Raw genomic sequence first — 24,420 nt, forward strand, 5'->3', positions numbered from 1 at the left:
GCGGCGATTGGTTCACAACATACCCGGGAGCGCGGCGATTGGTTCACAACATACCCGGGAGCGCGGCGATTGGTTCATAACATACCTGGGAGCGCGGGCGGCCCGCCCGCATTAGCACTGCTCCAGCGCCAATCCTCCGCGTTTTTCACCAACCCCGCTTTCACCGGGTTCTGATGGATATACTCAATTGCCCGCTGAAAATGCGCTTCGTTGCGTATATATCGATCCCAATAATCCGGTTGCCATATCGATGGCGGCGAACCCGTCAGCAACGCCGAGATCTTCTTGCCAGTATAAGACTTCCAGCTATGCACGATGCGAGACAGCGACTCACCGTTCAATACCCGTATCAGCAGATGCACATGATTGGGCATCACCACCCAGGCAATCAGCTGATAGCGCGTCCCATGAAAGTAGAACCAATTCTCCACCACCAATGCAGCAACCTCGGGGATAGCCAGCCAGCAATGACCGTAACCGGCATCCATGGCTTGCTCGGTGTGTTGTCGTCGTTGAGTGTCTGGCAAATCCCTGAGCCGGTCGATAACAGCCTTCGGTAAGGCATCGTTAAGACGGTAGGTAATGACCTGAAACTCAGCGCCGTCGATATGAGGCAAATAGCCTCGGCTGTGAATTCCTTTCTGCGTGTGATTGCTCATGGCTTCCTGCCTTGAAGACGCTGCCGAACCAGGTACCGACAGCCAGATAGTTGTGATGCGGACGAGCCGTCCGCGCTCCCGGACAAGGGGCGCTTGCATTTTTAGCCGCGTCCATTTACTCAGTCCTCGAACGGCTTTTTACCATAGTCCGCGTGTGCCATTCCATTCTGACCCGGGACGTTCCATAGGATAAAGCGGACGAGCCGTCCGCGCTCCCATGATTTGATGAGCGGCATAGTGTTAACCCGGGAGCGCTGCGTACACCTGGGAGCGCGGCGGTTTATTCACAACATACCCGGGAGCGCGGCGATTGTTCCTTGTACATCTGGGAGCGCGGGCGGCCCGCCCGCTATTCAGCCTTGCCATTGCCAGGGTTCTTCTCCTCGCTGGTAGATCGCTTGGGCGGCTCGTTCAGACAAGTGTTGGAACAAATCGAGTTCCCAGCGGGATACGTGGAACTCACCTAACGTGCGTTGGACTTCATATTGAAAGACTTTGGGTTCGATTTGATTGGCAAAGCGCCAGGTGTCGATAATGATCTCGTGACGGCGGCGTAAAAATTCCGGCGCAGGAATCTTGTCTCTCTTGGCATTGTTGACCTTTTCGTCAGACGGCAGCAGGTTCCATAAATCGTTGTTGTGCCAGAGTGAGAAGGGCAGCACATGGTCCACATCCATACGACTCATATTGAGAGGAGTATCGCTCCAGACACAGGTCAGATCTGTTGCTTCTGCATACAGACGACGGGCCAGGCCTTGTTCTCTCTTGGGATCTTCATCTTGTACCAGCAGAGGCAGTACCACGCCGCGATGGATAGTTGGATCACTGCGTTTTGCAAAGTTTTCACACAGTTCCGACCAGCGTAGCAGGAGGGAGTCTCGTATCCAGTAGCCCGACAGGCAGAATTCTCGCCATAGATCGACTTCCAGCAATACCAGCTTGCGGGTTTTGTCGTAGCAGAACATATCCCCTTGGGCGGCATGGCGGACTGGCCCGTCGATCAGGGTACGAGCCATGATCGCGAGTGTTTTATTCAGCTGTTTCACGATGGGGACTGGCAGGTTGTCTTTTTTCCAACCCAGGATAAACAGGCTGTAGGTGACGGTCGGATCTGTGCCGTAATTGGTTTGGCAAAGTTGGATCAGATGGCCCAGAGCAGTGCGGAAAGCCGGTGGTCGAGTACTGCCGGGGTGATCATTATTGCTTTGGGGGATATGCACTGGCGAGGCGATCAGAGGCCAGTAATAACGTAGCCAGCACTCTGCCAAGGCCCGCACCGGCATGCCGATAAAACCACTCGAGAGCCAGGAGACGGCACTGGCATCACGATCAGACATATCACAGAAGGCGCGTAACAAGGCCAATTTATAACTGGCGACCTTCTTGTCGTGTTTGAGTACTGCTTCTATCTGTCCAGATACATGCTCTTTTAACTCCATCATGGTTCCGGTGGAACCCTCGAAGAGATATAGCTCCTGAGTTGTTGGCCACATAACCGGAGGATGTGGCCTGCAGAAAAAGATACTGGAACACCAGAAACTGGCCATGTAGGATGCGCAGCTAACTCATTTTGCACTCGAGAGTCATGGCTTTAAATATAGCTTTGCCTGACAAACGGTGTTCGACAGTCATGATTGCCACAGTTATTCAATTTTATTAAATACTGCTCACCCTGTGAAAATATTATATTGTTTGTGTATAGTTACGAACAAATATCATTTGTTCGTAACTATACACAAACAGCACTTTCCGGGGGCGATGCATGAGTTCTTCTCTTTTGACTGAGTATACTCACAAATTTCCAGCCGTTCGGGGTACCCAGGCCTGTCGTCCATGCTACATTGCGATGTGCCCAATGCGTCTTATTCCCAAACTATTTGTGTTTGATGAAGAGGTCGTTCCCCCAGAGTTAAGAGCTCAGCGTCGTCTGAACGAGACACGTATCCCAGATATCGCTAACTACCTGATTGAAAATCAGGAAAGTTATACCTTGTCAGCCATTACGGCTTCAGTGGATGGCCCAGTAGAATTTGAGCCGCTTGCTGACACTGGTCCGGCAATGAACCTTGGGCTCTTGACCATTGCGATGGACACTCAGATTCTGGTCAATGATGGTCAACATCGCCGTAAAGCAATTGAACAAGCGGTCAAAGAAGCCCATGAATTGGGTTATGACAATATTCCTGTCCTGTTCTTCGTTGATGAAGGATTGAAGCGCAGTCAGCAGATGTTTGCTGACTTGAACAAACATGCTGTGCGCCCATCAGATTCGTTAAGTACGCTGTATGACCATCGCGAATCGGCATCTGCATTGGCCCGCTACGTTTACGATCAGGTCCCCTGCTTCAAAGCACTTACGGATGTGGAGCAAACCAGTCTCTCCAAGCGCAGTAGCAAATTATTTACTCTAAGTGCTATCAAGCAAGCTTCAAAAGGACTGCTCGGCAAAGGCACAAAAGAGACAATTTACGATGAAGAAATGCAGCTTGCTGCCGATTTCTGGAATCAGGTTTGTAACAATATGCCAGACTGGCAGAGTGCCTTGGAGCGTAAGATTTCAACCTCTGAATTACGCGAACAGTATGTTCATGCTCATGGCATTGGCTTGTCAGCTCTTGGCTTCGCAGGCTCAGATCTTTTACGTCAGCGTCCGGGTGATTGGAAAGAAGCACTGATAGCGTTAAAAGATATCGACTGGAGTCGCTCGAATATCAGTTTGTGGCGAGGCCGGGCGATGGACGCCCACGGCAAACTGAGCAAAACCCGAAATAACACCGTTCTTACAGCGAATGTCATTCGTCAGGCACTCGGCCTGTCTCTTTGCGCTGAAGACCAAGCAATAGAAGACCAATTGAACTCATGAGTCAGCAAGAACCTCTATTCCCCAGCATGGACGAAATGCTGGAAGCCCAGGAATTCGCGGGACGCCCAGCACTAGACCTGATTCAGGAAATCCAGCACCTGTACTTGGAAAATGATAAGCCTTGGGTCATCGGTTTCAGTGGCGGCAAAGACAGTACAACGGTCTTGTCTCTGGTTTATGTTGCGTTGACCCGGCTTCCCAGGAAGCAACGTCATAAGCATATCTACGTTATTTCTTCCGACACTCTGGTTGAAACGCCCTTAGTTGTGGATATGGTCAATAGCGTTATCGAGACCATCAACGAAAATGCCAAAGTACTCAACCTGCCAATGAGTGCTCATGTTGTTTATCCAGCCTGGAATGAAACCTTTTGGGCCAATCTGCTAGGGAAAGGCTATCCTGCTCCGACGCAAAATTTCCGTTGGTGTACGGAACGAATGAAAATTGACCCGGTTAGCGAGTTCATCAAAGATAAAGTTGCCCGCTTTGGTGAAGTTATTGTTGTGCTAGGGGCTCGTAGCCAGGAAAGCTCTTCCCGTGCGCAAGTGATCGCGAAACACAAGATTGAGGGTTCATCTCTTTCCCGTCATACGTCATTGCCTGGAGCATTTACCTACATGCCCATCGAAGACTGGACCTTTGATGAGGTATGGATGTATTTGCTGGGTGCTCCCGCGCCATGGGGAGGCGATCATTTCGAACTGTTCGATCTGTACAAGGATTCCAGCGCAGGGGAATGCCCGCTGGTAATTGATACCAAAACGCCATCCTGTGGTAACTCTCGCTTTGGCTGCTGGACCTGTACTGTTGTTACCAAAGACCGAGCGATTGAAGGCCTGATTGATTCCGGTGAAACTTGGTTATTACGTCTCAAAGAATTCCGTAACGAGCTGTATGAAACGACCTTGCCTGAGAACAAGGATCAGGTACGTAATTACAAGCGTCGTACCGGCCGGGTGCAATATGCACGTGGCAGCGTCGAAAGTGATGACTTTAACGAAGTCAAAACCATTCCCGGCCCATACTACCTGTGGAAACGCAAAGAGTGGCTCAAAGAACTGTTAACCATTGAAAAGAGTCTCAAGGATGCAGGTAAACACATTGAACTGATTCGTCCGGAAGAACTGCATGCGATCCGCAAGGAGTGGATGTTTGACCCGAATGAACCAGATTGGTCTGATGAGTTGCCGGCCATTTATCGCGCTGTGTATGACAAAGATCTTGATTGGGTTGAGCACGATGCGGGCGCTTTCTCACAAGCCGATGCTGAGCTACTCCAAAGCCTGAGTCGAGAACATGGTGTTCCGGCAGAATTGGTAATGAAATTGCTGGAACTGGAGCTGTCGATGGATGGCTTGAGTCGCCGCCAAGGCCTGTTCGGAAAAATTGAAAGCCTGCTGAAAAACGATTGGGGCACACTGGAAGAGATCCATGCGGCCAAGGAAAATGCAGCTCATTCCTCTGAACTGAAAAAACGTTTGAAAAAAGAACTCAAAGAGCAGACAGCCGATCAACAAATCAAATCCATTTACGACGAGCAATTAAAAGCCCTTGCTGCAGAGTATGAGGGCCTGAAAGCATGATTCTCAAAAACTTGTCTCTACAAGATTTCGGTGTATTTGGCGGCCCCTACGATCAAAATAAAATCAGCCTCGAACCTCGGGTCAAGTACGGTCGCCGCCGTCCGATTATTCTGTTTGGTGGGCTCAATGGTGCTGGTAAAACTACCACGCTAACGGCCGTTCGCCTGGCGCTGTATGGTAAACAAAGCCTGGGCCGAGCAGTATCCACTCAGGTGTATCACCAGTTTCTGGTCGACTCTATTCATCGCCCCAAAAATCAATTACTGAAACCAATTGCGGCCGGGGTTCGGCTGGATTTCAATTTTGGTCGTCAGGGCGAAGTGGTTGATTACACGGTAAAACGTAGCTGGTCGGTAAGAGGCAACAGTGTTTATGAGCAGGTCGAGATTTACCAGAATGGTGAGTTCATCAAAGGCCTGACCGAACAACAGAAACAGGCATTTCTGAACGAACTGATTCCCATTGGTGTTGCTGACCTGTTCTTCTTTGATGGTGAAAAAATTGCTGAATTAGCGGAAGATGACAACAACCACGCACTGGCGGATGCCATTAACCGCTTGTTGGGGTTGGATATAATCGACCGCCTGAGGGCCGATCTCGGTGTCTATCTACGCGGCCAGAAGCGCGACAAGTTACCGTCTGATATTCAGAAAGAAATAGAACAACTGGAAGTTTCGTATCAGGAAGCTTACAACCGCTATCAGTCGCAATTGTCTGAAATCGAAAATACCCGTATCCAGACTACAGAGCTACAGGTTAAAAAAGAGCAGCTGACGCAAAGTGTCAACGACCTGGGTGGCGCTTGGGCAGCATCTCGTTCCGGGCACGAAGAACAAGAACAGGAACTGCGCAAACGTCGCACGGAGTTGCAAACCAGCATCAGAAATCTGTTGGCTGACGCTGCTCCCTTGAGCCTTGCAAAAATGCAGCTGGAAACTCTACTGAATCAGTTGCAAGAAGAACAGCAAACCAAGAAACAACGGCTGCTTAATGTTGAGCTGCGCAAACAGTTAAAGAAGATCCAACAGTCGCTGATCAATTCTCTGGGGAATCAGCACCTTGTAGCCATCGAAGATTCCATCAACAACAGTTTGCCGCCCAAGCCCGACAATAGCAGCGAGATTACCCATGACATCTCGGATACAGCATTCAACCGTATTCAGTATCTGTTGACGGAAACTGTGCCACAGCAACAGGCTAAAGTGAAAGAACTGGCAGCGGAGCTGGAGCAAGTAGAAGATGAACTGGCCAATGTGGGAATCAATATCGCCCGTGCACCCGATGAGCGTCGTATTGCGACCACGGTCAAAGAGCTGGGTGAGGTAGAAAACACGCTGGGCCAATTGCAGGTTCTGAAAGAGCAGCAACTTGAAGACGCAAAGCGCAGCCTGCGTGAAGCAATGGATCGTCTGCGCCGACTGCGAGACCGGGAAAAAGACTACAGTAATTACTACAACCTGAATCAGGCTGTGATGTTGGCAGATAGTACTCGTGGATTGCTGGAAGATTTTTCTTCAGCGACGCGGGCCAGCCGTATCAAATTACTGGAACAAGAGTTTATCAAGTCATTTGCCAAGCTCGCACGCAAAGAAGACCTGTTGATAACTGCCAGAATTCACCCGGAGACCTACGCAGTCACCTTGGTGGATAGCCATGGCCATGCCATCGACAAGAAGAAGCTTTCTGCGGGTGAAAAGCAGATCTACGCTATTGCTATGCTGGAAGCGCTGGGTCGTACATCCGGTCGTAACCTACCCATTATTATCGATACTCCGCTGGGTAGACTGGACTCACATCACCGTGAAAACCTAGTGAAAAACTATTTCCCGACAGCTAGCCATCAGGTGCTGATTTTGTCGACGGATACTGAAGTCGATGAAGATTTCTATAAAGAGCTGTCACCAGAAATTTCTCATGCGTTTGAAGTGGAATACGATCCTGAGACAGGTCGCTCCAATTACAACGAGGGGTATTTCTGGCGCTAGTCACCAGAATGCCTGACACGTCATCGATTAACAGAAAACAAGAGTTCGTTATGCTGCCGCAAAAAATGAAAATCTCTGACAAGGCCTTTAACTCACTGCGCCGTTTGCAAAATAACACCGGCTTGACGGTGAATATTGGGGCTCGGCTGGCATTTTTTGCATCTATTGAACGTGGGTTTACTTGGGACGGGGGGGATATTGAGCTCAAACAACGCGAGCTTGATAAGTACACCTGGCTGGGTGAACACGGCGATCTGGTAGAGATGCTGCTAAAACAGAAGTACCCCAATCTTGAAGCAAAGGATTACTACAAGGCCTGGGGTAGTCATGTGGATGACGGGGCGTTGGTGATGGAGACTAGCAACTCAGTATCCAGCCTGGTACAACGCTTGTGAAGCAACTTTTTAGAATAGTGACTCCCTGTAAGAAATTATATTCGCTACTAACTCTTTTATATTTGTTGTCGAAAAGAACCAAGAATCACTTATGTTGTTTAATAGTATATAAGTTCTATATCTGTCAATTACCAAGCTCGCTGTTAGCTCGGTTTTATGGAAGAATCCAGAGTCGGAAGACCTAATATCGTATGGGATGAAAATAATTTTCTTTGCATCTTTTAGTTGAGGTAGTGGCTCAATTATTTTTCTTGGCTCTTCCTGTTTTTTAATCCAGTCTTTTCCTGAAGCGCATTGGCCAATATATACATCTATTTTTGACTTGTTTATGTCATTTTTAAATGGTATCCAAGCGACAATATCCAGCCCTCCATCGCCATTGTCCGTTGGGTTGTAGTCAGTTTCATCAAAAATATGTTTGATACCAAGGTCTTTTGAAAGTTTCTCGATTTTTGCGAATTTACTACCTTGATATCTAGGAGATGAGAGGGAGGATTTTCCAAATATATGAACTTGCGCTATGACTGGCAGATAGTTTTTCATAGCTTTCGCACAAATCAATTCATAGGTGGAGGTTAGTTTGTCAGGAGTTTCAAATTTATCTAACATCGAACAAGCAAGTAGAAAAATATATGATTTTGCTTTTGTTGATAAATTCTTTTTAAGTTGAATGCTATTTCCTTTTATTGTGAAAGGATAGCCCATTCCATATAGGCTGTTTCGATTTTTTAATATGGAGAACCAAGATTCTATTCTTTCATCCCACTTGTCTGAAACATCAGCAAAATATCTACCTCCTTGGGTCATTTCTGAAAAACAATTTTCATCATCAGTGATGATTTCCATTTCTTCATTTGAGTCAATATTCAGGTCAACATCTTTTTGAAAACGATATTTTATGTCAGATAGAGTTACTATATCTCCTGAGTTTACTAATGCTATTACTTCAACAAAGTCGCAGTAATAGTGTTCATAACGATAGGAAATTCCACTCCCTTTGGGTGGGTTTATATCTCCCTTGAACATATTAGAACTCCTCGTCATTTTCCTTGGCTTTGATGGAATCCCTCATTGTTTTGCAGAGGTTGAATAGATCTTTTAAGGTTGAAAGATCATCGTTATTGTGCCTCTCAATTTTATGTATGTAGCTATGCGCGCGTTCAAGAATATTAAGTGATGTTTTCAGGTCTGATGAAAATGTAACAGATGTTTGATTGATATAGCCCGAAGCTTCTTCCAATGAATTTGTATCAAGTATTACCTCTTTGGCGTTCTCATCTCCCAATATATCATCGAGTGTAGCGAGACTTTTGCTATCACCCTTAACCATTGTCCGGTTGAATTCATTTTTTTCAAAAAACCAAGCTGTTAATATATTGAGATTTTTAATGCTTATATTTAAAGTCGGACGAACTGAATTTGTATCTACATTTATGAATTTTCTGATATTTTCCCTTCGAATAGAGTCAACGAAATAGTTAAAATGAATAGTGGTTTCATCAAGATTCCTGATATGAAAGAAATTTCTATCTCTGATTTCTTCGTAAACAGCATATGCAGCAAGTAAATTTTTCACATAATCTGACCTGCTACCAATTTTCCTGGCCAGATCTCTTGCAACCTCTGAGAGGGGTTCACCTGCTTGATCTCCAGCCAGTTTCTTGAGGTATTTCGCTTTCGCTAAAACTCCCCAGGTCTTCACACCTGTTACATGTCTATACCCAAGATACTGTTCGATTTTAGTTCTATCGTTAAAAAAAATACATGGTATTTCAGATGGGATATACTTTGCTGTATCAACGACTTCTTTGACTCTTCGTTGATGTATTTCTGCAATTTTAAAATTGTTTAAAACTTTTACACTAGCTAATCGTCTATTGCCTTCAATAACTACATTTTTTCCATTTTCTACTACAACTAAAAGAGCCTCGCCGACGAAGAAATCATTTTCAGAAATAGCGGCCATGAGCTCAATTAACGACGCATCTTCCAACATCCAGTTGATGATTCTTTTTTCATTTCTTTCAATTGAAACGAGAGAGTCTGGTAATCGAGGATTCTCTAAATCCAGAGTTAAATCATCAACTGAAATAAATTGAAATTCGTTGGGCATTTGATCTTTTTTATTCATCATGATTTTTCAAACCTATTTTTCAGTTTGCGATATTTCTATATTTCATTCTACAAGAATCGGCTGATATTCAAAAAATAAAAGGTTTTAGTTATAAACGCTGAGATAAGTCAGCCACCTTCACAATTTTGGCTCCATGTACTGCATTGCCATGTGTATCCAGATGCAGCCCCACCGAAATACACTCGCCTTTTTGTAGCATCGATAATTGCTTTATCCACATTTTTCGATTGGTTCCTGCAATTGATTGTTCCAGTAGTTTGGCATAGGTCTGGGTCTCGGTATCTGCGGGTGCAAAGAACAGTTTATGACCCGCCTGGAATATACGATCCTGTTCTTCTCTGCTGAGCATGCTGAGCGTTTGGGTCGCCAGAATTAACGATAAGCCATATTTGCGGCCTTCTGTCAGCATTTTTCCCAATGGGCTTTCTAGGCTGTGGTCGAGGTTTTGTACCTCGTCCAGCACGATGGGCAACGGACTGTTTTTATCGCCGTTGGCACAGGCGTAGGCGTATAAATCCCAGAGGATAAATTCGGTGGCGATTTGCATGATGTCTTTCGAGAAAGACGCCAGCTGCACCACGTTTACATCAGAATCCGGGTTGTTGAAAATCTCTGCCCAGCTCTGGCTCTCTTTATTGTCGAACAGGTTGGACTTCACCATGGTTGAGAGTTTGTTGGCTAAAGACTCACCGGTTTTACCTTCTTCATACAAGTCATCCAGCATACAGGTGAAGTTATAGCTGGAGCCGTGACGAGCCACGCCGCTTTCAATCACATTGGTCAGTGTCGCCAGTTGCTGTTCACCAATGGTGGAATACACCTGGTTGAATACCGAGGCGATACGGGCCGCAATGATGTGATCTTTCTCTTCCAGCTCAACGCCACCGAAATCCTGAGATTGCTTACGGAAGGGGGAGATGCCTAATGGAGTTTGGGCCAGGAATGAGGACTTTGGCTTAACAAACTTATTAAATTCAGGCTCCAAGTGATTCGGTAGAAAACCATTGGTGTAGTCGATGATCAGTGATTTGACCTTCGCTTTGGCCAATTCCATCAACAGGCCTTGAATACAGTAGGTTTTTCCCTGACCAGAACGACCGAATACAATCAGATGGCGGTTGGCTAACTGAGGGTGGCCGTATTCCCAATAAACCTGCCCACTGCTGCCTTGGTCTGCGCCAATCAAAACCCGAATGTTGGTGAAATCCTGTTGCGGCGTTTCCGCAGGAGAGTAGGAGGGTTCTTTTTCCTGTGGGGTGTCTACAACCGATTGTTCTTGCTCGCTGACAACGTGGGATTCTGGTAGGTTTTCCTGATCTTGCTCTACTGTCGGTTTAATGGGTTTCAGGAAGTAGTTTTCAGGAATATTCAGAGACTTACCGGTAAGAATCTGCTGCTGAAGATCACGCAATGGCGTATGAATCAGTTCATAACGACGGCCAGAAGGGATTTCGATTTGTAGAATATCTTCTTCTTCGGCGTAGTCTTCTTTGAAGCCATCAATCATGGCTACAACTAATCCTGCTGGATAGTTACTCAGGCTGGCGATATGGTAATTACCTTCCAGCCACGCTTCTCGGTGGTTCAGTACGCCATCGAAAAAATCATCGTTGAATACTTTATAGAGTTGGTATTTTTCAATTTGGAGCAGCACCTGACGTACAAACAAACCACGGTACAAACGCCCGCCCAGGTTCTGTTGGCCAAGCATTTCTTCCATATAACTTTTCAACTCACTAGCTTGTTTTCGGGCCTTTTTAAAATCAGTATGGGAACCTGCTTTAGCTTCCACCGGCAATAAATACAGTTGGCCGTCTTTGAAGCCTGCGAACAAAATATCGTCGGAGATAGCACCTTTCTTAATGGCCAGATTATGGCGGGAGAAATCCGAATCGCTCATGGCTAAACCGATATTACCGGAGACTCGGATCATTTCGGCAACCGATAACGGTACCCAACAAATATTGGACTGTGACAACATCGCTGCAACTACTTTGTAGGAAGCAATCACTCCTTCTTTAGCCAATTTTTCGGTGTCAGGGTCGTTAACCATTTTTAGAAGCCAATCGCCGTTAAAGGCATTAAACTCGCGAATCAGGCTTTCACCATGAGTACCTAATACACTGCGATACAGCTGTGCCTGTTTGGTGACTGTGATGGCATCGTACCCAGCAGAGCTGGTGTATTGGTCGGAGTAATGGATCAGGATTGTATCCTTATCTGTGCTTTGGAAGAAATCCAGCGTCACTTTGGGGTCAATCACCGTTACCCATACAGAATTGTCATAAGCGCACTTGAGCTGCTTTTTCACATCATCACTGATCGCCAGGCTAATAGCAGAGTGCTCGTGGTAGGGATTATTACTGAGTCGGCTCGGTCGCCACAACGCCCCAACCAAGCGGGCGATTTGTAGATGAGGTTTGTCTGAGTAATCCACACCTTTCAGACCAAAGGCGGTGAAGTAAGCACCATGTTCACTGCGGGACGATTCGCCATTTAACAGGCCACCACAGGCAATACTGGATAAGTGTTCGTCTATGTTGTTGTCACGTGCATCTACGACTTGGTTATTACGGAAAAAACTCAAGTGCGCGTAGGCTTGTTCAACAACCCGGTCGTTACGGAATTTACTGAAAGTTAGTCGAGTACGTAACACATCGATAATGGTATCTGTATTGCGCCTGGCGATGCCTTTATCGAGATGATAGTGCGCCTTGATGTCATCGTAGGTGGCCATCTCGGCAAAGAGGTCGAACTCAGTTTCAACTTCATCGTCATCGTAGAGGTTTACGTGAATATGGCGACCATCTTCAAGGTAATCCATGTAATACGCCAGGATTCCCAGGAATAACTCGTTGTTTTCGGCATTGTTTATTGAGTTGATCAGTACCGGGGCGCTGTTGACAGTCTCGAACAGCTGAGTAAAGGTTTCTGTGAATTCCTTAATTTTGTGCGTTACTAGCTTGCTGATGTATTCAAAACTGCTGTCTTCTTTAGGGACAATTTCCAGCCAAAAGGGGTTTTCATTGACAGTTTTGGTATAGCTGTAGCCCTGTTGGTCATCGTACAGAAAAGGGATCAAGCCGCGTGCATTAAGACGTTTTAATGTGACTGGGGCTAATTTTTCAAAACTACGCTCGTCACCATCCGCGACAATCGCTTCTATCAGGTGTAGATAATAAGACAGAACCAGAGGATGAAAAGGAGTCAGGTATTGTCGGTTTTTTCCAGATTCGCTGTCTCGCAACGTAGCCAAACCAAGTTTCATGACAAATCTGGCGGTAGAGTCGAGTGTTTTTCCGATGGCTAACGACTGAAGGTAGTCTAGATAGGATTGAACGTAGTTCTTTGCCAGATCCACCAGGGTTGGCCCCCAGCTTTCCAATGATGGCGTTGTTCTGATTTTGCCGCGTTTAAAATATTGCAAAAATGCAGTATAGCTATCATGCAAGGAATTTAACTGGAATCCTTGAAGAAAGCTGGCATTCACCCCTTTACTCAGCTCTCCATTCCATTGAACAAACTCTTGTTCTATAAAAGCCCACTCTGCAGCCAATAGCTGTTGGCGTAGAAAGCCTTGTTTGGTCTCTTGATTATCCAATACGACAGAGCCTTTACTGCTTTTATATGTAGCGTAGTAGTCGTCGCAGAACAACCGACGAGTACGACTGGTGTCCATTAATAGAGGTAGGGTCAATTTGCCGTGGGGGGATTCCCCTTCTACTTGTATCTGTAGGGAAGTAGGGCCGCTTTTCAGATAAAAACAAACTTCATCGGAGTCATCGTAGAGCTGCTGATAATCGAGAGTCCCAACAGCAGTAACATCGACACCTTCACCACTATCCATTAAGGCTTGTGTACTCTGAAGCTCTGGATTGACGACTAGTGTTTGTTGTTCTGACTGCAGTATTAATGCTTCTTTTGGGCGGTTAATGAGAAACTGACTTGTTATATCTTCAAAATAGAACAAGCCTGCAGGTAGTACGACACAATGAAATTTGAACTGTTCACTACTCAGCTCTCGCATAACTCGAATAGAGAAAAATTGTGGCTTTTGCATCATCGCCCCGGCAATCGTGAGAGTAGTTTTATTGCCGCGAGATCGGTGGGTCAGTTTTAGTGATTTGGCAAGCTGTTTAGGCTGAAGCTCAAACTGGTTTTCGGTGGTGCCAGCGCCAATAAACTTCAGGTCGAACTGAAACGACGATTCATTTGCTGGTACTTGGTACAGCACATGCCGTTCGCGTGAGGCGGCTCCGGTTTCTTTCTTGCTCCGGTGGTCCAGATTTCCCTGTTCGTATTCGATTTGATCAAACTCAAGTGCTTGTTGTTTCTGCTTGTCGATCTCACTGATAATAGTGTCGTAGCTCAGGTCTTTCCAGCTATCACTGTCTATAACGTGTTTTTTAACAAACTTATTACCGAATTTGGCCAGATGTTCTTCCAAGTCGTCTGAGTGGTGTTCGATTTCAAATTCGATATCTGCATACAGCTTGCGGTTCTCTTCAATTCGGCGCTCTATCTGCTTTGGCTTTAGACGTTTATCGGTATCTGACCATTCATTAACAAGTAAATCATCTTTGAATAAATGCAGCTCATCAAAACGCAGATCGCCATCGGTCATGGACTCATACAGGCTGCGATACCCAAAGATACTGGAGTCATCTGAGGCAATGATTCTGGACTGAATATCCAATAAGCAACGGGAAGTTGCCTGGTTCTTCATATTGTGATCAATCAGCCCTTCCAAATGGTTTTTGATAACATCAACAGACCAAACCAGCCCTGGATTAGCGAGATCCAGGGCGCTGTTATTAGCCGTATCCAGATTACTGTTGTGTATCATGAGCAAACAGGTGCCCCAGTCGACTACTTCATCACGTAAGTGGGCGAGGTAATTTTCTGTACAACAACCATCGTCAACACTCTTGCCTTCAGCATGTCCTGCAATAATGACCTGTAGGCCATTCACTGCCAGATAATGAAGCAAGTGGTCTCCATCAACCCTGGTACCGTCAGAAGCTTGTTGTAATGCGGCGATCAGTTTGACTGTGTTGTCTGGGTCAGTTGAACGAAACTGAAAGCGGTCACCGGATTTAACTCGTGGGGTAAGCCAGGACTTCAGATGCTCGACCAGAAAAGCTTCAAATTGTTTTTCTGACATAAACTGCATCTCCACTGTCGCTCATACGTTCAAGGTTTCCCACTCGTTCATAAAATTCAATCAAGGCTAACTCAGATTGTTGATCAAACCAGACCCCCCGGTTTTGAAAGCCTGTAAGCAGTTGCTGAAACAGTATTTTGTTATTTTCACCAACCACTAGATTAGTCAGCAGTAACAGATAATCCTGATTCATGATTAATACTCGACCACCACGCTTCCGGTTCTGAATAAAGTGACCGGCGATTTCATTTTCGAAGGCATTGAGGACCTTGCGATTTACTGTTAGCTGGTTGGATCTGGGCTGGCTGAAAATGTCCTGAGCGGTTTTGCAGATGGCATTGATAGCAGACTCGGCACTATCAATTGGTAGATTCCAGAGTGGTTGCTTGCGTTTGTCTCTGAATTTTCTGACAAACTCCGCGAGTTTTTCCAACAGCTTGGCCTGTTCATCGGTTGTCAAGCTTGATATGTATTGGTAGTGCATCCAGAGAGGGTAGCGATGTGCTGTTTTTGAGTCGGCCTGGTTGAGGTATTCCAAGGCCGACAATATAGGAAATAAATCTGAAACTCGGTTGGTTAAAGACGGAAGGGCATCTCGAACATGGGTTCTCTCCGCACTGGCTTGCTCGGTATCCAAAATAAAAAATAATGGTTTACTGTCTGGCTCGGTCTTCCAGTTATGAATGTTCAGTGCCAATTGGGAACTGTAGAGGAAGTTGTATAACCCGATGAATGCTCTCATATTTTGCATCATATAATTGGGATGTTGGCATAAAAACACCATATCCTCAGAGAATACCTGTGCCATAAATGGCAGGTAACTGGTTGTAACTATCTGGGGTTGGTAATTCTGCGTCAGTGATTGAAATTCATCCCGAAACTCATTTTCCAGAAAATTGAGCCGCAGTGATTGCATGGTACTTTGCAGTCCGACTTCAAGCAGCATATTTCCGAGAGCACGTGCAACGTGGAGGGTGTTACCGGCATTGGATGTTCCAGTTTTGAACAGCAGAAACTCCGGAGAAACTTTATAAAGTCCTTGGGCATCGTTGTCGAAGTACATTTCCTTTAGTAATGCTTCAAAGTCCGGGTCAGCTATCTTGTTTTGTAGGCGTTGGCGACAGGCAGTAATAAATTTATCTAACGTCGCTTTGGGCTTGAGTGATTTTTTAGAAACCAGCGCCAATAATTCTCCCATTACAGCGGCACTGTCTGTATCAGTGACTCGCTCGCTGCGTTGCTGGCGAAAGGTGAGGTAATGATTGACGAAATTTCTGTCCTTGATTGATAAACCTGCAACGGCGTCCAGATTCTCCTGAATACTCATGCTTCATCCTCCACTAGAAACTCACCATCTTCGAGACGTAGGGACCATTGTTTTTTGGCTTTGTGAAATCGGATTTCCTTACTTTGAGAAGCCAGGCGAATAATTTCTTCAATTACTTCCTCAAAAATCACCACGGTATTCTTGTCGTGCCGGTTAGGGCGGTAGCCCGCCAGAATGCGCTGAACCAACTCCAGAAATGAGATGGTGACAGGAAAAGGGGAAATAGGTCGTTCACCTACTTTTAAAGCAGCGTTAAAGCTCTGAATTTTCTTGTTGTTATTGGCTGCAGAAAGCGCTTTGCTGTCCATGGATATTCTTACTTTGGCCGATAGAATAATGCTGTTGCGTTCGGCAAGGTAAATACCGTCTCCGACCGTCTTGGGAGCCAGTCTATTGGCAAACTTTAACAAGGCTGCAATCAGGTGCTTGTCGTAAAAATCGCGCAGCTGTCGTCGATCTGAAGTCGTTCTGTGCAATTGCCAAAGGTGAACATAATCATCAAATCGGTCTTGCCGAAAGCTATCATTGAAGTGACGATGGTAGTTATTCCCTATATCGACTTGCTGAAGTAAGTAAAATGCTCTGACCCAGGTAGGGGCTGTTAATTCTTCTGGTCCAAATTGCTTGGCATAAGAGGCTTTGAATGCTTTGAATTCCTCGTTCTGAATACCGAGAGATTGTTGGACGACAAACTCATCCAGCTTTTGTGTACGAATCAGGCAAGGGTCTAAATTCACCAAGATACTGGCTAGCCCACTTTTCGGCGATGCAAACAGGTTATCAAAAAGAACCTGGCCGCCGGCAATGAGGTGATGAACAAAATCCAGTAATGCACGCGTTGAGAATAATTGGTCAAATTTTAACCGCGCCTGCAATAAGGTCTGAATAATCAGCTGTTGTATCGCTGGCTGCTGTAGTAACCGGTAGTTGTGTCGAGCCAGGCTGGTTTCAGGTGACTGATCTGATTGATAGGCTGTGAACAGTGCATTGTCTGGATGATTGACTGTTACTTTGGTCAGTAATTCAGAAATAAACTCTGAGCCAACATTGCCTTCATCCAGGCTGAACTTGGGATAGTCCTCAAAACTGAGGAAATTGAATTGATCGAAATTTCGTTCCCCGTCAACAAAACGAGAGATAGCCTGTTTGATATCCTCATGCTGCTCGGCACCGTTACCCCGGAAATTCAGCAACATGCCTATATTGATACCCACAATCAGTGGTTTGCTGGTACTACGGTGACTATCGAATAACAGATCAAGTGCTTGAATGGCGTCCTGATCGGGTTTAAAGCTGTGAGTCGCATCCAGATGAATACAAAACTTATGTTTATAGACATCATAGTGGCGCCTTAAAAGCTGGGACTTACCATCGCCACTGGAACCACACAGAAAAATGATCTGCTGGTTATTAATAGTAGAGTCAAGAATGTCGACAAAACATTTTTCTATTTCAGTTTCAACGTAGAGATATTCTTTGAACTGCTCAATTTCCTCTGAAGCGCGAGCTAATGTTGAGACTGCTTGAGCAGAAGACCGAGCAAGAGTGCCGAGCAGAGAACTGAAATCCATATCGATAACCCATTGACGAGAGTCGTTACTACCAAGGCACGCATCTATCCGGAGCCTTGAAGCAAAATTGGATCACAGAATACCGCCCGGAAGATTTGACCGCTACCCTCACGCTTGTTGTGTGTTTTTTATCCTGTCCCTGAGCGGGGTTTACAGTTGGGTCGGGTTGGGCATGCCGGGGTAGACGTGTTCCGGGTCAAAAACCTTGTCTGATTCATTAAAGGTGAGTGAATCGCTTGTTGCTGATTGTTGGGCGACGGCGATGTTGCGATAGAAGCAACTGCGATAACCCACGTGGCAGCTGGCTCCATTTCCGGCCACTCGAACCTTGATCCAGACGGCGTCCTGGTCGTCGTCGATGCGCATTTCTTCTACCTGTTGTGTCAGGCCACTGGTCGCGCCTTTGTGCCAGAGCACCTGGCGGGAGCGGCTCCAGTAGTGGGCTTCTCCGGTGGCGATGGTGAGCTTGAGCGCTGCGGCGTTCATATAGCCCAGCATCAGTACGTCACCGCTGGCGGCGTCGGTGGTGATGCAGGCAATCAGGCCTTGGTCATCGAACTTTGGTGCCAGCTGGTTGCTCTCTTCCACCTGTTCGATGCTGGTGCGAGGGGCAAACTGGTTCGTGGAGCTGGCGTCTTGGGGGTTAGAGGTCATCAGGATGGCTCCGCAAAAAAGGATTCGGTAAATTTTATGGTTTGGGCTGCTGGACGGGTCATCAGGGTTTCGTCCTGCACCACCACATGACCACGGACGACGGTGTGTATGGGCCAGCCGGTTACCTGGCGACCGTCGTAAGGTGTCCAGCCACTGATGCTGGCGATCCATGGGTTGCGTATGGTGCGTTGGGCTTGCAGGTCGACGATGCTGAAATCGGCATCGTAGCCGACGGCCAGGCGGCCTTTGCCCGCGATGCCGAATACCCGTGCCGGGCCGGCGCTGGTGAGGTCGACCAGCCGTTGCAGGCTCAGGCGGCCGGCATGGACATGGTCGAGCATGATGGGTAACAGGGTTTGTACGCCGGTCATGCCGCTGGGTGAGTCCGGCCAGGGGGGCTGTTTTTCTGCCAGGGTGTGAGGTGCGTGGTCACTGCCAATCACATCGACCAGGCCGTTGTTGATCGCTGCCCACAGGGCATCCTGATGGCGCTGGTCGCGTACCGGTGGGTTCATTTGTGCCAGTGTGCCCAGTTGCTCGTAGCAGCCTGGTGCCGCAAGGGTGAGGTGATGAGGTGTGACCTCGACCGTCACCAGGCGTTTATGGTGCGCCAGAAAGGCCATTTCTGCTGCGCTTGAAACATGCAACAGATGGAGTCTGCGCCCGGCCTGTTCGGCCATACGGACGACTTTTTGGGTGGCCAGCAGGGCGCTTTGTTCATCCCGCCAATGGGGGTGCAGGTGTACCGAATGGTTGTCGCCCAACTGTTGTTTGCGTGCTATCAGGCGGGCCTGATCTTCAGCATGCACTGCCAGTCGACGTTGGCCGTGGCTGAGCAGTTGTCGCAGAACGTCGTCGTTGTCGGTCAGCAGGTCGCCGAAGGAGCTGCCCATAAATACCTTGATGCCGGCACTGCCGGGCAGCTGTTCCAGCGCCAGCATCTCATTGCGATTGCTGGCAGAACCGCCGATGTAAAAGGCGTAGTCACACCAGCTGCTGTTGGCGGCGATGTCGAGCTTGGCTTGCAGGTCGGCACCACTGAGTGTCAGCGGGTGGGTGTTGGGCATTTCAAAAAAGGCGGTGACGCCACCGAGTACAGCACCGCGGGAACCGGCTTCGATGGTTTCCTTGTGCTCGAGGCCGGGTTGACGGAAGTGTACCTGGCTGTCGATGACGCCGGGTAATACGTGTAATCCGGTCAGGTTCAGGTGCTGATCACTGCTCCACTGACGCAGATCTCCCAGCGCTACAATACGGCCCTGACGGCAGGCGATATCCGCTATCTGACGGCCGTTCGGTGTCAGCAGTGTGCCACCACGGAGCAGTAAATCGGCATGCTGGTTCATGTTTTGGCCTGCTGCTTGTTCAGCTGTTGCAGCAAGGTCTGGCGGCGTTGTTCGGAGCGGGTAAAGTCCGGTGCGATGACCATTTCTTGCAGGAACTCGACGGCGTCCGCAAGGGGATAGGTGCCGAGTTGTTTGCCGTGGCGATCGCGGAGGGTGATGGTGCCGTCGGCGATTTCCTGTTTGCCGGCAATCAGCAGGTAAGGTATGCGCTGCAGCGTTTGCTGGCGTATCTTGTAGCCGATTTTTTCATTACGGGTGTCGCTGTCGGTGCGGATACCGTGCAGGTTCAGCAGCTCGGCCAGCTGGCTGGCATAGTGGTTCTGGGCTTCGGCAATGGACATCACCACAGCCTGAACGGGTGATAGCCAGATCGGCAGCTTGCCGCTGTGATGCTCCAGCAGAATTCCGGTAAAACGTTCCAGTGAGCCAAACAGTGCCCGGTGCAGCATCACTGGCCGTTCGCGTTCTCCGGCTTCGTTGATATAGCTGACGTCAAAACGTTCAGGCAGGTTCATATCGACTTGCAGCGTGCCACATTGCCAGTCGCGGCCGATGGCATCGCGCAGTACAAATTCCAGTTTCGGGCCGTAGAAGGCGCCTTCGCCGGGGTTGAGCTGGTACTCCATACCTTGTTGTTGCAGGGCGTCGATCAGGGACTGCTCCAGCAAATCCCAGGTCTCGTCGTGGCCAATGCGGTTGTCGGGCCGGGTTGACAGCTTGATGCGGATATCGTCAAAACCGAACTGGCGATAGATATCCAGAGTCAGGGCAATCACGGTCTGGCATTCCGCGTTCAGCTGTTGCGGTGTGCAATAGATATGGGCGTCGTCCTGGGTGAAGTGGCGTACCCGCAGCAGGCCGTGCAGGGCACCGGACGGCTCGTAGCGGTGCACCTTGCCAAACTCTCCCATACGGATGGGCAAGTCGCGATAGCTTTTCAGGCCGTGATGAAACAGCAGCACACTGCCAGGGCAGTTCATGGGCTTCAGGGCCAGATGGCGACCGTCTTCGGTTTCGGTGCTGAACATATGGTCGCGGTAGTTTTGCCAGTGGCCGGAAATTTCCCACAGGCTGCGGTCCATCATGTCCGGGGTGTTCACTTCGGTGTAACCGGCCTGTTGTTGGCGGCGGCGCATGTAATCAATCAGTTGCTGAAACAGGGTCCAGCCTTTCGGGTGCCAGAATACGGCGCCGGGGGCATCTTCCTGAAAGTGGAACAGGTCGAGTTCCTTGCCGAGCCGTCGATGATCGCGCTTTTCGGCTTCTTCCAGCCGGGTGAGGTGATCTTTCAGTTGCTGTTTGGTGGCCCAGGCGGTGCCGTAAATACGTTGCAGCTGTTCGTTGTTGGCATCCCCCCGCCAGTAGGCGCCGGAGACGCCGGTGAGCTTGAAATGCTTGAGAAAGCGGGTGTTGGGCACATGAGGGCCACGGCACATATCGAGGTATTCCTGATGGAAATACAGCCCCAGTTCGTCGACTTCCGGGAGATCGTCGATCAGCCGCAGCTTGTATTCCTCGTTACGGTCGCGGAACTGCTGTATGGCTTCGGCGCGGGGAGTCATGCGCTTGATCACATCGTAGTGTGTGTTGATCAGCGCTTTCATACGCGTTTCGATGGCGTTGATATCGTCCGGTGTGAAAGTCCGCTCGTAGGCAATATCGTAATAAAAGCCGTTGCGGATCACAGGCCCAATCACCATTTGGGCGGTTGGGAATAACTGCTTGAGCGCATGCCCCAGCAGGTGGGCGCAGGAGTGGCGGATAATATCGATCCCGTCGTCGTCGCTGGCCTTGGTCAGCGTAACGGCGGCGTTGTCGGTGATCCGGTCGCTGAGGTCGTGGGCTTCGCCATTGATGCACCCGGCCACCACCTGTTTGGCAAACTGTGGGCTGATGGCGTTGGCGACATCCAGCAGGGTGGGTGCCTGAGTGAAGGGCAGGATATTGCCGTCGGGCAGGGTGATGTGTACCTCGTTGGCGTTGATTGCGGAATCCTCATTGGCGATGGCGGGGGGTAAAATCATGGTTCAAAACTCGTTCTGGATATGTTTGTAGCCCGCGACCAGATCGTTGTTGGTACGGGCAACATCTTCGGAAAATTCACTGCTGTCGGCGGATACTCTGGGCATGCTATCCAGGTCGGTGTGGGCATCGATACGGGCAGTGGATGGCACATAAAAGTCTTCGGGCAGCTCGCAGCCGTCGACCACCGCGTTGTAGCGGATCACACAGCCGTTATTGATCTGGCAGTTGAACAGCACGCTGTTGAAGCCGATAAAGACACGGTCCTTTACCACGCAGGGGCCGTGGACAATGGCCCGGTGGGCAATCGAGGTGTGTTGGCCGATACGGACGGCGGCACCGGATTTGGAGTGAATCACCACGCCATCCTGAATATTGGAGTGGGCTCCAATCACAATCGGCTCGATGCCACCGTCGGCATTACGTTCGTCGGCGCGAATAACGGCATAGGGGCCAATAAAGACGTTTTCTTCGACAATCACTGGCCCACACAAAATAGCCGTCGGGTCGACAAACGCACTGGGGTGGACTTGCGGCAAGTCCCCTTGGGGGTTTTTACGAATCATGGCGGTCTCTTTGAGTCTCATCTTTTGGAGTCTCTGGGCCGGAGAGGGATTTCGGCTCTGGGTCAGGGACGCCGGGCACCGGATCAAAACCTCCAGGATGGAACGGATGACAGCGGCCCAGTCGTCGCAGGGCCAGCCAGCTGCCACGCCAGCCACCATGCAGCTGAATCGCTTCAACGGCGTATTGCGAGCAACTGGGATAGAAGCGGCAGTTGTGACCGAGCAAGGGGCTGATCCACATCTGGTAGCCCTTCACCAGGCCAATCAGTATTTTGGCAACGCTGATTTTCATAACGACGCTGGCATTCCGGTAGCGATGCTGTCATCCGACCAGGCGACGGCATCATGGGGATGGAGGCTTTCAAGGTGGCGAACCTGTACTCTGGGGCGCTGATAATGGTCTGCTAGTGCTGCCTGAATGGCGCGGGCGGCATCCTCGACAAACATCAGGTTCTGGCCGTTCAGTTCGGCAAATGCTTGTTCATCCACGCGTTTTACGGCGGTTTGTAGTGGTGTTCCTACTGCTTTTTCTACCTGATCCACCAATGCCAGTAAGCCAAGGTCGGCAGAATTCATCGGCAGCTCGACCTTGATGATGGCTTCACTGCGCTGGCTGTGGGGGGTGGCCAACGTGGCGTTGGCACGAATCCAGCTGGCGGCGGTTGTCAGGTCAATGTGTTGCTGGTGGCCAAAGGTATCGATAAAGCCTTGCTCAACCAGTTGCCGCGACAAGGCCGCGGAACAGGGGCAGGTGGATGAATAACCAATGCGGACTTCTGCGGTCAGGCGGAACTGGTCGTTCTGTAACCGGGCTTCCAGGGAGACAGGGTACGATTTCCAGCCAGACAGATGCTGGGAGTGCAGTGCCGGGCGTAATACCAGTAACTCAAACTGTAACAGCACCCGGGCATTGTTGCTGCCGCAGTCGTGATGGCTGTCGATCATGGCGGTTAATACGGTGTGTAAAGCGGTGGCTGTCAGTGGTTCGCCGTTGCTGATTTGCGCCAGCAAGTGATACAGGCGTGACATATGAATCCCCTTGATATGGGGATTGGGCAAGTTCACCTGGGCGTCGGCACGGGCGTGCAATTCGCGCCGGTAATCCGCTTCAGCAATGGTGATCGGCAGGTCGATTCCTTGCATCCCCACCCATTGCAGTGGCCCGGACAGGGGAGCTGTATCGGTGACAGAGATATCTGGAAGCATTGCGTTCATGGAAACATTCCGAATAGTCAGCCCCACGAGTTGGTGGCGCTCAATAAGTGGTACGGCGGGAGCAAGCTCCCGCCAGTGCGGATCAGAGGGTTTCAGACACCGTTGGCGTGAGTCGCTGGTACGCTTCGGCATAGGTGATCGTGCGCTTGCTGGTAATACCAACATTACGCTTGGCCTGTACGCCACGCTGCTGGGCAACACGTGTGTAGTAGGCCCAGAGATGTTCCTGCCCCTGCATGCACTCAATGGCTTTACGCTTTGTTTCCCATGCGTCGGTAATATCGAGGAAGGTATTTGGCTTCCAGTCACACTGTTCTGTTTGGTGTGGTTCGAAGGAGTACATGGTGGGCGCGCCAATGACTTGCTGACCGGGGTTGTGGCCTTCAGCCTGAGCGATAATGCGGGCTTCCTGAGCCACGTGCATGGCCAGGGGATGGTCGAAGTTGTAGGGGTCTTTTTCCGAGTGCGAGAGCACAAATTCCGGTTGTAATGCGCGATAGGTATCGACCAGGCGGAGCAGCGTTTCGTCGGAAACACGCATCGGGTAATCGCCGATATCCCAGAATTCTACCTCGGCCCCCAGAATATCGGCGGCCTGTTGTGCTTCTTCCTGTCGAGCTTCTTTAACGGCCTCCAGCGTCATGCCGGGTTGTCGCCACAGCTTGGCGGATTCACCACGCTCTCCATATGACAGACAGATAATCTTTACTCGCCAACCTTGCTGAACATGGCTGGCAATGGCGCCGCCAGCGCGCCATACGAAATCGGCAGAATGTGCACTAATGACCAGAGCAGTTTTTTGATCCACGGTTTGGTTTTCCTGTTGGATGGAGACATTGGTTTGGCCGTTTTGATTATTATTAAATGTTATAATATAACATTTTGGTGATTGGGAATATGCTCCAGGGAAATATTTGTGAGGGCGGGGGATGAGTG

The 24,420-nt window shown here is 49.0% G+C and carries 18 protein-coding genes; 4 read left to right on the forward strand and 14 right to left on the reverse strand.

Going from position 1 to position 24,420, the window contains the following annotated elements:
* Window positions 1-74: 74 nt before the first annotated feature.
* Both Q4551_RS08960 and Q4551_RS08965 read right to left on the reverse strand, forming a co-directional pair.
* Entirely contained in the window at window positions 75-659 is a 585-nt protein-coding gene (locus Q4551_RS08960; protein ID WP_303433229.1) for a transposase, read from the reverse strand.
* Between the two features lie 353 nt (window positions 660-1,012).
* Window positions 1,013-2,101: an HNH endonuclease signature motif containing protein gene (locus Q4551_RS08965; protein ID WP_303433230.1), complete on the reverse strand. Its 1,089-nt coding sequence runs from the start codon at window positions 2,099-2,101 to the stop codon at window positions 1,013-1,015.
* Between the two features lie 320 nt (window positions 2,102-2,421).
* Here Q4551_RS08965 and dndB point away from each other — a divergent pair, with 320 nt between their 5' ends.
* Genes dndB through dndE form a run of 4 tightly spaced genes read left to right on the forward strand, consistent with a single transcriptional unit; the run spans window position 2,422 to window position 7,485 of the window.
* Window positions 2,422-3,522 carry a DNA sulfur modification protein DndB gene (dndB, locus tag Q4551_RS08970; protein WP_303433231.1) on the forward strand — a complete coding sequence of 367 codons (1,101 nt, stop codon included), beginning with the start codon at window positions 2,422-2,424 and terminating at the stop codon, window positions 3,520-3,522.
* Window positions 3,519-5,105: a DNA phosphorothioation system sulfurtransferase DndC gene (gene dndC / locus Q4551_RS08975; RefSeq protein WP_303433232.1), complete on the forward strand. Its 1,587-nt coding sequence runs from the start codon at window positions 3,519-3,521 to the stop codon at window positions 5,103-5,105. Before dndB ends, dndC begins: the two co-directional genes overlap by 4 nt.
* Window positions 5,102-7,090 carry a DNA sulfur modification protein DndD gene (gene dndD, locus Q4551_RS08980; RefSeq protein ID WP_303433233.1) on the forward strand — a complete coding sequence of 663 codons (1,989 nt, stop codon included), beginning with the start codon at window positions 5,102-5,104 and terminating at the stop codon, window positions 7,088-7,090. The genes dndC and dndD overlap by 4 nt, the downstream gene beginning before the upstream one ends.
* Window positions 7,091-7,140: 50 nt before the next feature.
* Complete coding sequence (gene dndE / locus Q4551_RS08985; RefSeq protein ID WP_303433234.1) at window positions 7,141-7,485, forward strand: DNA sulfur modification protein DndE; 345 nt, start codon at window positions 7,141-7,143, stop codon at window positions 7,483-7,485.
* 9 nt (window positions 7,486-7,494) lie between these two features.
* Here dndE and Q4551_RS08990 read toward each other — a convergent pair whose 3' ends face one another.
* The 12 genes from Q4551_RS08990 to Q4551_RS09045 form a co-directional block, all read right to left on the reverse strand.
* Complete coding sequence (locus Q4551_RS08990; protein WP_303433235.1) at window positions 7,495-8,511, reverse strand: hypothetical protein; 1,017 nt, start codon at window positions 8,509-8,511, stop codon at window positions 7,495-7,497.
* A 1-nt stretch (window position 8,512) separates the two neighbouring features.
* A complete protein-coding gene (locus tag Q4551_RS08995; RefSeq protein ID WP_303433236.1) occupies window positions 8,513-9,619 on the reverse strand; it encodes a hypothetical protein in 1,107 nt (368 codons plus the stop codon).
* Window positions 9,620-9,707: 88 nt separating this feature from the next.
* The gene (gene dptH, locus Q4551_RS09000) at window positions 9,708-14,783 is read right to left on the reverse strand and encodes a DNA phosphorothioation-dependent restriction protein DptH (protein WP_303433237.1); all 5,076 of its coding nucleotides are present in this window, start codon (window positions 14,781-14,783) and stop codon (window positions 9,708-9,710) included.
* The gene (gene dptG, locus Q4551_RS09005; RefSeq protein WP_303433238.1) at window positions 14,764-16,110 is read right to left on the reverse strand and encodes a DNA phosphorothioation-dependent restriction protein DptG; all 1,347 of its coding nucleotides are present in this window, start codon (window positions 16,108-16,110) and stop codon (window positions 14,764-14,766) included. The genes dptH and dptG overlap by 20 nt, the downstream gene beginning before the upstream one ends.
* Window positions 16,107-17,681 carry a DNA phosphorothioation-dependent restriction protein DptF gene (gene dptF / locus Q4551_RS09010; protein WP_303433239.1) on the reverse strand — a complete coding sequence of 525 codons (1,575 nt, stop codon included), beginning with the start codon at window positions 17,679-17,681 and terminating at the stop codon, window positions 16,107-16,109. Before dptF ends, dptG begins: the two co-directional genes overlap by 4 nt.
* Window positions 17,682-17,831: 150 nt before the next feature.
* Window positions 17,832-18,335, reverse strand: a complete 504-nt coding sequence (hisI, locus tag Q4551_RS09015) for a phosphoribosyl-AMP cyclohydrolase (protein WP_303433240.1) — start codon at window positions 18,333-18,335, stop codon at window positions 17,832-17,834.
* Complete coding sequence (locus Q4551_RS09020) at window positions 18,335-19,681, reverse strand: dihydroorotase (RefSeq protein WP_303433241.1); 1,347 nt, start codon at window positions 19,679-19,681, stop codon at window positions 18,335-18,337. The genes hisI and Q4551_RS09020 overlap by 1 nt, the downstream gene beginning before the upstream one ends.
* Window positions 19,678-21,705, reverse strand: a complete 2,028-nt coding sequence (thrS, locus tag Q4551_RS09025; RefSeq protein ID WP_303433242.1) for a threonine--tRNA ligase — start codon at window positions 21,703-21,705, stop codon at window positions 19,678-19,680. The genes Q4551_RS09020 and thrS overlap by 4 nt, the downstream gene beginning before the upstream one ends.
* Before the next feature lie 3 nt (window positions 21,706-21,708).
* Complete coding sequence (locus Q4551_RS09030; RefSeq protein ID WP_303433243.1) at window positions 21,709-22,290, reverse strand: carbonate dehydratase; 582 nt, start codon at window positions 22,288-22,290, stop codon at window positions 21,709-21,711.
* A complete protein-coding gene (gene yidD, locus Q4551_RS09035; RefSeq protein ID WP_303433244.1) occupies window positions 22,259-22,561 on the reverse strand; it encodes a membrane protein insertion efficiency factor YidD in 303 nt (100 codons plus the stop codon). The genes Q4551_RS09030 and yidD overlap by 32 nt, the downstream gene beginning before the upstream one ends.
* The gene (gene folE2 / locus Q4551_RS09040) at window positions 22,558-23,484 is read right to left on the reverse strand and encodes a GTP cyclohydrolase FolE2 (RefSeq protein WP_303433245.1); all 927 of its coding nucleotides are present in this window, start codon (window positions 23,482-23,484) and stop codon (window positions 22,558-22,560) included. The genes yidD and folE2 overlap by 4 nt, the downstream gene beginning before the upstream one ends.
* 82 nt (window positions 23,485-23,566) lie before the next feature.
* Window positions 23,567-24,292 (reverse strand): PIG-L deacetylase family protein, encoded by a 726-nt coding sequence (locus Q4551_RS09045; protein WP_303433246.1) that lies wholly within the window; start codon window positions 24,290-24,292, stop codon window positions 23,567-23,569.
* Window positions 24,293-24,420: the final 128 nt, after the last annotated feature.

The sequence above is a fragment of the Oceanobacter sp. 5_MG-2023 genome (assembly GCF_030548165.1).
Lineage (GTDB): Bacteria > Pseudomonadota > Gammaproteobacteria > Pseudomonadales > Oceanobacteraceae > Oceanobacter.